Annotated in this window: 9 protein-coding genes; 4 read left to right on the top strand and 5 right to left on the bottom strand. The window is 39.0% G+C overall.

Going from position 1 to position 12,464, the window contains the following annotated elements:
• Positions 1–56 precede the first annotated feature (56 nt).
• The 4 genes from L4C32_RS12000 to prsR all read left to right on the top strand — a co-directional run bounded on the left by L4C32_RS12000 (position 57) and on the right by prsR (position 6,630).
• Entirely contained in the window at positions 57–2,000 is a 1,944-nt protein-coding gene (locus tag L4C32_RS12000) for a RecQ family ATP-dependent DNA helicase (protein WP_428197116.1), read from the top strand.
• Positions 2,001–2,155: 155 nt separating this feature from the next.
• Positions 2,156–3,166 carry an NAD-dependent epimerase gene (locus L4C32_RS11995; RefSeq protein ID WP_428197115.1) on the top strand — a complete coding sequence of 337 codons (1,011 nt, stop codon included), beginning with the start codon at positions 2,156–2,158 and terminating at the stop codon, positions 3,164–3,166.
• A gap of 28 nt (positions 3,167–3,194) precedes the next feature.
• Positions 3,195–5,246 carry an XrtA/PEP-CTERM system histidine kinase PrsK gene (gene prsK, locus L4C32_RS11990; RefSeq protein ID WP_428197114.1) on the top strand — a complete coding sequence of 684 codons (2,052 nt, stop codon included), beginning with the start codon at positions 3,195–3,197 and terminating at the stop codon, positions 5,244–5,246.
• A gap of 31 nt (positions 5,247–5,277) precedes the next feature.
• Positions 5,278–6,630 carry a PEP-CTERM-box response regulator transcription factor gene (gene prsR / locus L4C32_RS11985; protein WP_428197113.1) on the top strand — a complete coding sequence of 451 codons (1,353 nt, stop codon included), beginning with the start codon at positions 5,278–5,280 and terminating at the stop codon, positions 6,628–6,630.
• Positions 6,631–6,657: 27 nt separating this feature from the next.
• Here prsR and L4C32_RS11980 read toward each other — a convergent pair whose 3' ends face one another.
• The 5 genes from L4C32_RS11980 to L4C32_RS11960 are packed head-to-tail and all read right to left on the bottom strand — an operon-like array spanning position 6,658 to position 12,349.
• Positions 6,658–7,755: an XrtA/PEP-CTERM system-associated ATPase gene (locus tag L4C32_RS11980; RefSeq protein ID WP_428197112.1), complete on the bottom strand. Its 1,098-nt coding sequence runs from the start codon at positions 7,753–7,755 to the stop codon at positions 6,658–6,660.
• Positions 7,756–7,757: 2 nt separating this feature from the next.
• Complete coding sequence (locus L4C32_RS11975) at positions 7,758–9,239, bottom strand: porin family protein (RefSeq protein ID WP_428197111.1); 1,482 nt, start codon at positions 9,237–9,239, stop codon at positions 7,758–7,760.
• Complete coding sequence (locus L4C32_RS11970; protein WP_428197110.1) at positions 9,187–10,134, bottom strand: XrtA-associated tyrosine autokinase; 948 nt, start codon at positions 10,132–10,134, stop codon at positions 9,187–9,189. The genes L4C32_RS11975 and L4C32_RS11970 overlap by 53 nt, the downstream gene beginning before the upstream one ends.
• The gene (locus tag L4C32_RS11965) at positions 10,131–11,684 is read right to left on the bottom strand and encodes an XrtA system polysaccharide chain length determinant (RefSeq protein WP_428197109.1); all 1,554 of its coding nucleotides are present in this window, start codon (positions 11,682–11,684) and stop codon (positions 10,131–10,133) included. Before L4C32_RS11965 ends, L4C32_RS11970 begins: the two co-directional genes overlap by 4 nt.
• 17 nt (positions 11,685–11,701) lie before the next feature.
• Positions 11,702–12,349 (bottom strand): XrtA/PEP-CTERM system exopolysaccharide export protein, encoded by a 648-nt coding sequence (locus L4C32_RS11960; RefSeq protein WP_428197108.1) that lies wholly within the window; start codon positions 12,347–12,349, stop codon positions 11,702–11,704.
• Between the last annotated feature and the right edge of the window lie 115 nt (positions 12,350–12,464).

Below are 12,464 nucleotides of genomic sequence, written 5' to 3'. Positions count from 1 at the left end.
TCGATATCAAGTTAAATGCAGTATGATTCTGCCACTTACTACCGTCGAGAGTTTGCATGTTAAACCAGATCCTGAAACAACAATTCGGTTTTGATCAGTTGAGAACAGGTCAAGAAATGGTCATAAACAAAGTGTTGGCAGGAAAATCGGCAGCCGCTATCTTTCCAACGGGCTCTGGAAAGTCGCTCTGCTATCAACTGCCAGCGACTCAACTTCCCCATCTCACCTTAGTGATCTCCCCTCTGCTAGCCTTGATGAAAGACCAACTTGATTTTTTACACAGTAAAAATATACCGGCAGCGTCCATCGATTCAAGTCAGACATGGGAACAGAGCCAGCAGATAATGAAAGAGGTTAAAAGTGGTAACACTAAAGTACTGATGATCTCGGTAGAGCGACTCAAAAACGAACGATTCCGCTCTTTTATCTCTCAAGTGCCTATCTCTTTGTTAGTCGTTGACGAAGCACACTGTATCTCTGAATGGGGTCACAACTTTCGACCTGACTATCTAAAGCTTGCTCGTTACCAACAAGAGCTTAATATTCCACAAGTACTATTACTCACAGCAACGGCAACCTCAAAAGTAGTCACTGATATGAGTGATAAATTTGAAATATCTCGTGAAGATATTGTACTAACCGGTTTCTATCGTCAGAATTTAGACCTCTCAATTGAAGCCGTTACCGAAGAGGAAAGGCTAGACAGATTAACCTCACTGTTAAGCCTTCATCCGCACTTACCGACTATAGTGTATGTTACGCTGCAACATACAGCGGAAGAAGTAGCAAAACACCTACAAACGCTTGGATTTAGTGCTCAGGCCTACCACGCAGGCATGGATTCTGATAAACGACAACAGATACAATCTCGATTCATGCAAGGTGAGTTAAACTGCATCATCGCGACCATCGCTTTTGGTATGGGCATTGATAAATCAGATATTCGCCGAGTGGTTCATTTTGACTTACCAAAATCCATTGAAAATTACAGTCAAGAGATTGGTCGCGCCGGACGCGATAATCATCCCTCAGAATGTACCGTGCTTGCTAATAAAGATAATTTGACGGTTTTAGAGAATTTTGTTTACGGAGATACACCGGATCTGTCTTCTATCCAGACGTTACTTGATGAAATTGAACGAGTTGATGTAAGTAATGATCAACCTATGTGGGAAATCGTATTAACCCGCCTCTCTAACCACACCAACATTAGACAATTGCCATTAAAGACGTTGATGGTCTATCTCGAAATTCACAATATCATCTCACCCGCTTACAGCTATTTTGCCGAGTATAAATTTCGTTATTTAGTCGCTCCTGACACGATCATTAATCATTTTAGTGATGAAAGGCGACAATTTGCGACCACTGTTTTACACAGCAGTAAAAAGGCTAAAATTTGGTGTACCCCCGATCTTGAACGTTTATGGAATGAACACCGTGCAGATAGGAAACGGGTTATTGCCGCTCTTGAGTATTTCCACGACCGGGGGTGGATTGAACTTGAGAGTAAATTGATGACTGAAGTGTATCGTGTGAATACACTACCAAGCTCTCTGCCTGATTTAACCCATGAACTGCACAAGCTCTTTAAGCTAAAGCAGGAGACTGAAATTAATCGGATATCTGATATGATCGATTTCTTTGAGTCGTCGTCATGTCTAAGTTTTCAGTTGGCACAGTACTTTGATGATACCCAAGCACCAAATCAGTGTGGCCACTGTTCATCGTGTCGAGGTGACTCCGTCATACTTCCCCACTCCATCGAACAGTATGACATTGACCAACAATTGATGAACCAATGGCTTGCCCCTTACCTATCTGCTCATCATCAAGAAACAGGCGAATTACCTAGCTCAGAATCACAAACTCGCTTTTTGTGTGGTATATCCACACCGATTACCACCAAGCTCAAAGCGCGGAAAATGGAAGGGTTCGCTTCCTTTGACAAGCTGCCTTTCAAGCAGGTAATACAAAACATTAATTCACTCCACCGATAGTTGTTTCCTCTATCGACTTATATGATATTTATTTCAATAGATTAAGGAAACAATAACTGATCAGTGTTATCCTAATTTATTGAGTAATAGAATGACTTTCGTTACTCACTTTCTCTTAATTATGTTTTCTCTAGTTATGGATGACTGGTAACCCAATGAAATATTTAGTAACAGGCGCTGCAGGTTTTATCGGCTCTGAAGTGGCCATTCGTCTATGTAATGCTGGACATGATGTGGTTGGTATTGACAATGTTTGTGACTACTACTCTATCGACCTTAAATACGCTCGCCTCTCTAGAATTGAGCCTTTTGATAACTTTACATTTATTAAACTCGATATTTCAGATCGTGAGAAGATAGCTGACCTGTTTCTCTCTGAAAAATTTGACCGGGTCATTCACCTAGCTGCACAAGCGGGTGTGCGATATTCACTTGAAAACCCAATGGCTTATGCTGACAGCAACTTAGTCGGTCACCTGAATATTCTCGAAGGTTGCAGACACAACAAAGTCGCTCATTTAACTTATGCCTCTTCAAGCTCTGTCTATGGATTAAACAGTAAAACACCATTCGAAACCAGTGATAGTGTCGATCATCCGATTTCATTATACGCAGCAACAAAAAAATCCAATGAGCTTATGGCACATTCATATTCACATCTCTACGATATTCCTACTACAGGTTTACGTTTTTTCACTGTATATGGTCCATGGGGCCGACCTGATATGGCGCTGTTCTCATTTACCAAGGACATCATTGAAGGAAATTCGATTAATATCTTTAACAAGGGTAACTTACAGCGCGATTTTACGTATATCGATGACATTGTTGAAGGTGTGATTCGAATTCAGGAGCATGCGCCCGTTAGAAATAATGATTGGACAGTAGAAACTTCAAGTGCTGCGTCCAGTTCAGCCCCTTACCAAGTGTTCAATATCGGTAACGGTAAGCCCGTTGCTCTTATTGATTTCGTTACCGCGATCGAATCTGCAATCGGTGTCAAAGCAAAGTTGAACATGCTGCCTATGCAACCCGGAGACGTATATACTACCTACGCAGATAGTAGTGATCTAAGTTCTTTAATCAACTATCAACCTAAAACCGATATTAATGAGGGCGTATTCTCCTTCGTCACTTGGTACAAGAGATTTTATAAGATTAAGTGATACAGAATAATTTAATAGGAGTTGGCTAGTGCAAAGTGTTGTGGGTTTTGTGGGTTATTGTATTTCCTTTATTGGGTTTATCTCGTTACTTCTGCTTATTTTTACCCATAAAAAACAGTATAGTTTTCTAAGAACGGTACTCGCGATCTCAATCGCGTTAAGTGCATTATGGTCACTCATTACCGCTATATTGCTAAAGTACCCCTATCCAGTTGAAATTAATTTTATTATCGAGACTATTCGTAATATTTCCTGGTTTACCCTTATCTTTGCCACGATCTCTTCTAAAAACAATTTACGTGCTTTTTTTAAGCAACCGATTGGGACATTATTTGCGTTTGCTACCGTTGCCATTCTTCTTTTATGCGAAATAAGCACTCTTTTTTCCTCCTTTTTCATTGGCCAAATTTTTATTTTCCATCTTTTGCAATCATTGGTTGGATTATGGTTGGTCGAATCACTGTTTAGAAAGACGGTGAGTACGTCACGCTGGACAGTCAAACCTCTTTGCATGGGACTTGGGTTACTCTTTGCTTACGACTTTGCCTATTATTCAAATGCGCTTTTAACTCAAACCATTCCTGTGACCTTTTTATATGCTCGATCTTGGGTTGTCATTATCACGATTCCTTTCATCTTACTCTCCATTCGCCGTGTCACTGATTGGTCTGTCCGAATTTATGTCTCTCGTGATGTTATTTTCCACAGCTCACTACTTTTAGCCGCTGGTGGCTACCTTCTGGTCATGGCCCTAGCTGGTTATTACATACAATATATTGGGAATAGTTGGGGCAATATCCTACAAATCTTCTTTTTTTCAATGAGTCTATTTATTTTGGTTGCTCTGTTTCTATCTGAAAAACTGCAGCGAAAAATTAAAGTCTTTATTGCGAAACACTTTTTCGCTAATAAATATGAATATAGAGAGGAGTGGACTAAATTTGCTAACTTACTCAACAATAGTAGCGATAACCCTTATCAGACAGTATTAACCACCTTCATTTCACCATTTAAGCCCAGATATGGCGTACTCTTGGTCAAAGAAGGATCACGATTTACGGTTAAAGCAACTCATAACATCAGTAGCGAGTTACTAAGCCAAACCGATCAGCTTAATTTTGAACTCTGCAATTTGGCTCTTGCACACCAGTGGATTGTTAGTTTGAGGGAGGTGATTGAAAAATATGAAGCAACACCTTTTGATTTTGATACAAGCACCTTGGCTAAGAAACAGTTATTTGAATACATCATTCCATTATCTAACCCATCTGGCTTCGAAGCCGTGGTATTACTCTCTCCATTAACGTCGACGGATAATGTGAACTGGGAGGATCGTGATTTGATGCGTGCTATCAGTATTCAAGTCACCAACTATTTACACTTACATATTTCTAATCAAGAGCTTGCTGAGAGCAAGCAGTTTGATGCTTTCAACCGCATGTCAGCATTTTTAGTCCATGATTTAAAAAATGTCATTGCTCAACTTCAATTATTATCGACCAACTCAATCAAACACAGAGACAACCCTGAGTTTATTGAAGATGCTTTTGATACTGTTGACTCTTCTGTATTACGTTTAAATAAAATGTTAGCCCAACTTAAGCAGAAGCAAATTAATACTACATCAGAGGTATCAACTTCACTGCTATCTACTTTGAATAGTGCGGTAGAACAGCGTAAAGCTTACTTACCTTCACCGACTATTGAGTACGCACATACTTCTGACTGCCACATCATTACCGATCCAAGCCGATTACACAGTGTCTTTTGCCACTTGATCCAAAATGCTCAAGAAGCCACCGACCAATCAGGTTGTGTGCTCATTAAAACCAGATCACACAATTCGGAGTTTATTATCACGCTTTCAGATACAGGTTCAGGCATGAGTGGCGACTTCATCACGAATCGACTTTTTAAGCCATTTGATACCACAAAAGGTAATGCTGGAATGGGTATTGGGGTGTATGATGCTAATCAATACATACAAAAAATCAATGGGTACTTGTCCGTTAGCAGTACAGAGGGAGAAGGCACTGTTTTTACATTACATTTTCCTATCGCTAGTGATTCACTCAATTAACTTTCATCTACTTATCCAAGGAAGGTAATTTATGGAGCTACTTCTTGTCGTTGACGATGACATAGGACTTCAAAAACAGCTTAAATGGACCTTTAGTCAGTATCAAGTCATTATTGCTGGCGATAGAGCGGCAGCCGTAAACGCAATTAGACGGCATGAGCCTAAAGTTGTCACCTTAGACCTTGGTCTTCCACCCGATGAGACAAATGCCTCTGAAGGACTATTAGCACTTAAAGAGATCCTAGCCCTATCACCTAATACCAAAGTTATCGTCATTACTGGTAATGATCAAAAAGAGGTTGCATTGGAAGCCATAGCAATGGGCGCTCATGATTTTTATCAAAAACCCATAGATGAAGATACCCTTTCGGTTATTGTTGAGCGTGCTTTTCTCGTCGCTAATCTCGAGTTAGAAAATGCAGCTTTAAAACAGCACTCACTTGATAATTATGGATTTATTGGAAGCTCTCCCAAGATACAACAAGTATCAAGAATGGTTGAACGTATTGCTCCGACAGAAGTAACAACCTTAGTGTTAGGAGAAAGTGGTACGGGTAAGGAGGTTATTGCTAAAGCGATCCATCAAAAAGGAAATCGTTCTGATAAACCATTTATTGCCATAAACTGCGCCTCTATTCCTGAAAATCTCTTAGAAAGTGAGTTATTTGGTTATGAGCGCGGTGCATTTACCGGTGCAATAAAAACAACCAAAGGCAAAATAGAATGCGCCAATGGTGGAACTCTTTTCTTGGATGAAATTGGTGACATGCCCTTTTCTCTTCAAGCTAAAATATTACGTTTTTTACAAGAAAAAGTGATTGAAAGAGTGGGTGGTCGTTCTGAAATTCAAATAGACACCAAAATAGTTTGTGCAACCCATCAAGATTTACAGAAAATGGTAGAGCAAAAAGCATTTCGTGAAGATCTTTTTTATCGTATTAGCGAAGTTACAATCAACATTCCACCACTGCGTGATCGCGGTGAAGATATTCTACTACTCGCTCGCTTTTTCCTACAACAGAGTACAAAACAACTTAATAGACCTGACCTAAGTTTTTCAAAAGATGCCATCAATGCACTCTCTGCCCATCGTTGGCCAGGAAATATTCGTGAGTTGCAGAACAAAATCAAATCCGCCGTTATTATGGCTGATGGTAAACATATTAATGAAATGGATCTTGGAATAAGTAGCGGCGGCAATGACATCGACCTCGCGTTAAACTTACGGCAAGTACGCGAAGATGCAGAGAAGATTGCGATTCGTAAAGCGTTAAGTTATGCCGAGGGAAATATTTCAAATACGGCAAATCTATTGGGTGTCACACGACCAACTCTTTACTCATTATTGGAGAAATATTCTATCGAAGGAAAAGAGTACAGCTAACCTGTAGACGGTTGACGGTTGACGCTGTTAGTTTTTATCTAACAGCTCAGCTTGCTTACTTTTGATTCTAATAAATTTATCTAACTGCCGAATAACTCTAATTTTACGTTGGATGTCATTATCAAGAACATCAGAAACTTCCATTAAGGTTTTCATTAACTGATCGGGCTCTATAACATCACCACCATTCGTAATGACATCCGTCATCGTGATAGCGTCATCTTGTCGACATGATGTAGGTTGTGGACCCGACATATCGACGGTATTATTTCCAACTGATTCATCGGCAGCGGACTCATCTTTAGAAAGTGATCCTGACAGCTCTTCTGACAATTCCTCTATCACTAAATCAACATCTTTAGTCTGAATCACATCAATCTCTTCTAGAAATGCAAATAAGAAAAGTCGATCAGCAAAGATGTTTATTTTACGTGGAATGCCAAGTGTATATTCAGTGATTTTTTCAAAAATATCATCATTTAATTGCGGGAAATTATCCCAGCCAACCTGTTTAAGGCGATGTAATATATAATCTTTCACTTGCTGCGCATCAAATGCTTTAAGATGAGAGGACGCGATGATTCGCTGTCGAAATTGCTCCATCTGAGGAAGGGCAATAATCGGTCTGAGCTCCTCCTGCCCCAATAAAAAACTCTGAATAAGTGGTTTATCGTCAAGCTGGAAATTAGATAACATTCTTAACTCTTCAACCGTTTCAGCGGGTAAGTTTTGTGCTTCGTCCACAACCAGTAGCGCACGTTTGCCTTGATTATGCAGTTGCAGTAAAAAGAGTTCGAATTTTCGTAAAATTTCTGATTTAGACAGGCCTTCTACGTTAATATTAAATTGTGAAGCAACCATGCTTACTAACTCATCCGGAGTCAGCCTTGTTGTCGCTATTTGTGCGGCAACAATATTATTATCTACTGAAGCGAGTAGTGTTCTTGCTAATGTGGTTTTTCCCGTGCCAATTGGCCCCGTAACTACAATAAAACCTTCTCCTTGTGAAAGACCGTATTGCAAATAGGCAAATGCTCTTTGATGGTGTGGACTTTCGTAGAAAAAATTTGGGTCAGGGCTTAATTTAAATGGCTTATCAGAAAGCTTAAAATGGTTTTCATACATAATTAAAAATGCTTATTCAAATTAAAACTTACTCTTAACTCATCATAATTATCAACAATTTCTGACGAATCTCTGTTTGAGTATTCTAAAGTATATTTAGCGGTAACACGATTATTAAATGTCTGTTCGAGTAGTGATTTAAAAATGCGATAATGATCTGTTTTATCAGGATTTGCACTGCCAAAGAAATCATACTTATCATAATCAAAAGTATTCGTTAACGTCATGCTTCGAGACAGCTTATGTTGCCATTCAATCGTCGTTCCTACAGAATCAAACTCCGTATTAGTTGAGCCATCCTCAATGTTTTTAGTATTTTGGCTACGAGCAGAGAACTCAACAAATCCTCTTTTCAAATCAAGGGTGGATGTCCACTCTAACTCTTTAAGGAGTGATAATTGATTAGACTCATTACCTCCAACCAATAACTTTCGGTTAAAGCTAGTAGGCTCTTCTGTATATGAGATATTATTTTTTAAGCGGCGTGATTGATGAGTAAATTCCAGTTCATAGGCATCACCAAAGAAACGTCGACTATATTCAACATAGAGTTTTGTGCGAGCACTAGCTTCCATATTGATAGCACCACCAACGTAATTGTCATTGGTTTCCCTATCATTAGGGATGTTATAAGTTAACTCAAGATACGATTTTTTGTCTAAAAAGTACCGAGTACCCGCTCCAAGGTAATTAGACTCTGCAGATTCGGCGGAATTACTACTAAGATTTTCATTAGAGTACCTAAATAATGGACTCCAATGATCTTTAGGTTGTAAACCAAACTCAGCATAGAGCTCTTGCACTACATTTTTATCAGAGCTGCTGCTGGCTGCGGAGTTACTTTGTTCGTATGAATAATCTAGCTCTCCAAAATACTGCTTCTCAGCAGAACCATTGGTAATATTAAAACGCGAATCTACATTATTGTTATCGGCTATCGTATCTTCATTTCTAACAAGTTCTAGCTCTGCAAACGCTTCTAGCTTCACTCTTTTTCTTGGATTGCTGCTAAAATTAACATCTGTTGAGAGGGACTTTGATTCAATCGTTGTACCACTAAAGATGTCAGTAGTCGCATCTGTATCTAGTTCATCCGCTAAATTATCGATTGAGCCATGAAGGCCAAATTCAAGTCCAGAATCAGGCAAACGGAATGTATTATCAAGCTGTAACTCATTATAAAAGCTGTTCCGGTCAGAGTCTTGATGATCAATAAGCTGACGACCAATATACTCCATTGTGAAGCTATTTTGGCTGCCTGTAATCTCCAAGTCTGCACCCAGATTAAAGGTGGTCACTTGACCATTTTTTGCATTACTAGCCGTCCTATCTCTGTTATCAGTAAACAGGATATCAACACCAACGCTTGGTTCAAAATTGTTCTGTTCTGATTTAGCAAAGCCATCTCCAATGGGGCAGAGAGAGATGATGCTAACTGCTACTACTCGTCTCAGAACTGCCATATCCATAGCTGCCATATCCATACCCATATCCTAAGTTACTAAACGATCCTCGAACGGCTTTATTAAGTATTAACCCAATAATTAACTCTTCATGTAAATTTGAGATTGCTGATTTTAAATCTGACATCTTCGTTTTATCTTGTTCCACAACAACCATCGCCTGGCCCATTAACGAAGAGAGCACCACCGTTTCGACTACCCCATTGATTGGTGGACTATCAAACAAAACAATACGATCAGAATACCGTTTTGAAAGCTCTTTGGTTAATGAGGTCATCCTATCACTCGTTAATAACTCATGACCTTGATAGTGTGGTTTGCCCGCAGGGATCAACTTCAAATTAGGAATAGAGGTTGAATAGATAACATCACCGATATCTTCTATCTCACCATTTAGGTATTCAATTAAACCGACACGCTCTTCTATTGCTAAGCATTTAGATACACTCGGTTTTAGAATATCTGAATCAACAAGAAGTACCGTTTTATTCTTTTCTAAGGCCATGCTCAACGCTAAGTTAATTGAAATAAAGGTTTTTCCTTCATTTGGGCTTGAGCTGGTTATCATAACCAATTGACCATTTCGATTTAAATTCGAGTTTTCACCGAAAGCATTTTTTAATAACTTATGCTTAATGGTCCTGAATTCATCATTCATGCGTTTGTTTTTAATGGTCGTTGTGTCATCTATCATACCTAATGACTTTAGGTGATGAAGATCCAACTCAATGATCTCTTTATCATCAATGACATTCTCTTTTACTGCTAACACATCTTGTGTCAACACATTGTCGAGTTCACTGTCTCTTTCTGCTTTTATAGGTGATGTAAACTCAGTGTTAACCGCCGCTTCAGACTTATTATCACACTTTTGTTGGGATTTTAGCTTACCCATTGCTTTTTGAATGGTGCTCACAGGTAAGATACCTCTAAAAGAAGTTTTTGATGTATCGAGGGTACAGAATTAAGAACAACAAACAATACAAAGGTAATCAGTAACAGACCAATGCCTGCAATGAATAGCTTCATCTTCTTCTTTTCCCACCCTTCAAGGCCTGAGATCTCAGTTGCAGAAACAACGCCAAATACAGGAAGACCTATCGACTGATAGAGTTGTTTTGTTGATGTTATTTGCGGGCTAATTTGACTGATCAAGAAAGAACACCCCACCCCTAAGCCTAAACCTACAATTAACATTATAGTCAAATAAAGTGCGCGAGGTGGGCCAGAAGGCGATCTTGCCAGCATTGGCGGATCGATAACTCTAAATTTAATATTATCTCCAGACTCCCCGACACTTTGTGAAATCACCGCACTCTCTTTACGTGAAAGTAATTCTTCATATTTACTTTTTGTAATATCGTAATTTCTTGTTAAAGCGGTAAGGTTAGCTTCAACGTCTGGTACTAGATCTAATTGACGCTGCAACTCAGTAATTTTCACGTTATATTGCTGCTGCCTAACTTCAAGAGAGGCCACTTCATTTTCGTTTTCAGCAAATTTGAGCTTTAGATCTTGATAAACTGTACTATTCTCTACCCACTCACGAGAATTTTTCACCTCTTTCAACTCTTTATCTTTCAAAGTATGTAACTCTGAAAGTTGTCTTTTTGCTTCAATAACATCTGGATGAGCATCAGTAAATCGAAATAATAAGTCATCGAGCCTAGATTGCATATTGTCAATTCGGTCATCAAACTCAGTGCTAGTGTTCTGTTTCATCGCCGCCAAAGTCAGCTCTTCAGATTGCATCTGCTCTTTGGTTGACATTAACCTAGATTTTGCCTCTTTTAATAAGATCTCTGTATTTTCTAATTCTGAGGTGAAGTTTTCTAATCTAGAATAAAAACTCCGGTCACTGCCAGGCATAAAACCTTGATTCTCTCTTTTAAATTCGGCTAATTTCTTTTCAGCTGAGCTCAATCTATCTTCATAATCTTTAATCTGACGGCTAATGAATACATTCGCTTGGTCGTTATCGAGACGTTTCTCACCTAATGCACTTTCTACAAAAACATCAAGGGTGACTTGAACCACATCTTTAACATATCTGGCATCTGCACCTTCATAGCTAATTGTATACAGATTCTCACGCCCAGCAGATTTCAATTTAATGCTATCTTTAAGGTTAGCAATGATATCTTCAAACTCTTGCTCACTCTCCGCTTGAATGTCTGCATCTGTTGCTCTAGCTATCTCTTCGAGGTTTGAGCGACTCAACAACGTTTTTACCATCAATCTAAGTTCTTGTGATTGATCAGTTTGTATGGCTAATCCTCTAAGTAGAGGCTGTAGAATCGAACGTGTATCCGCATATACACGAGCCTCAGATGCGTATTGATTAGGAAGAAACGTAATATATACCCAGGCTAGCGGACATATTAACCATGATATGACAAGTACAAAACGTCGCTTTAACCAAACTCCACGTAGATAGTGAAATATGTCTTCAAATATTTCTTGCATAGTATTGAAGCCCTAACCTAAAACCAACTATCCGGGATAATAATAATATCGCCTGGTAACATATCAATGTTCGCTTTAATTTCACCATCGCGAATTAATGAGTCCACATTAAGACTATACTCTTGCTGTTCACCTTCAACAATTCGTACTAAACGAGCACTATTACCATCAGCAAACTCAGTTAAACCTCCTACCTCAATCATGACGTCTAACAGAGACATGTTTTCTCTATAACTGATACTTTTGGGATTCGCTGCTTCACCAATAACCCTGACTTGTTCGCTGTAAGGCCCTACAAATCGTTTTACAATTACCGTTACGATAGGGGTTCGAATATATGTTGACAATTTCTCTTCAAAAACACGAGCAACGTCAGTCGGTGTTTGTCCTGAAACATCAACATCCTCGACAAGAGAGGTACTGATCTTTCCATCAGGTCTAACCTGATAGCTACCCGAAATTTCTGGGTTACGCCATACAAAAATCTCAAGTGAATCCCCAGGGCCAATGAGATAGCTATAATTTGAAATATCGCTTGTTAACGAAGGGTGAGATGTCGCAGAAGGTAGCTCTGGCAGTTGACTTGAGCTGCAAGCAGTCATTAATGATAAAATAGTTACTACAAGCAGGCTTTTGTTGGGTTTATGTATCTGATTCGATTTCATTTCTTCATATCATCCATAATACAATAAGTTATATCATCCACAAGGTACAACGATAGCCATTAAGGCCTTAAAAGTAAAATTATATTTAGCTATTTGCATAACATAAGGCTAAAGT

This window comes from Aliivibrio kagoshimensis (assembly GCF_050337105.1).
In the GTDB taxonomy this organism is placed as follows: Bacteria; Pseudomonadota; Gammaproteobacteria; order Enterobacterales; family Vibrionaceae; genus Aliivibrio_A; species Aliivibrio_A kagoshimensis.
Note: the sequence above shows the minus strand (reverse complement) of the source record. Positions and strands in the feature narration are given on the sequence as shown.

Bases quoted from the DNA above. Each gene is read 5' to 3' on its own strand.
- L4C32_RS11975 (WP_428197111.1), bottom strand. From the start codon at position 9,239: ATGGATATGGCAGCTATGGATATGGCAGTTCTGAGACGAGTAGTAGCA.
- L4C32_RS11995 (WP_428197115.1), top strand. From the start codon at position 2,156: ATGAAATATTTAGTAACAGGCGCTGCAGGTTTTATCGGCTCTGAAGTG.
- L4C32_RS12000 (WP_428197116.1), top strand. From the start codon at position 57: ATGTTAAACCAGATCCTGAAACAACAATTCGGTTTTGATCAGTTGAGA.
- L4C32_RS11980 (WP_428197112.1), bottom strand. From the start codon at position 7,755: ATGTATGAAAACCATTTTAAGCTTTCTGATAAGCCATTTAAATTAAGC.
- prsR (WP_428197113.1), top strand. From the start codon at position 5,278: ATGGAGCTACTTCTTGTCGTTGACGATGACATAGGACTTCAAAAACAG.
- L4C32_RS11960 (WP_428197108.1), bottom strand. From the start codon at position 12,349: ATGAAATCGAATCAGATACATAAACCCAACAAAAGCCTGCTTGTAGTA.
- L4C32_RS11965 (WP_428197109.1), bottom strand. From the start codon at position 11,684: ATGCAAGAAATATTTGAAGACATATTTCACTATCTACGTGGAGTTTGG.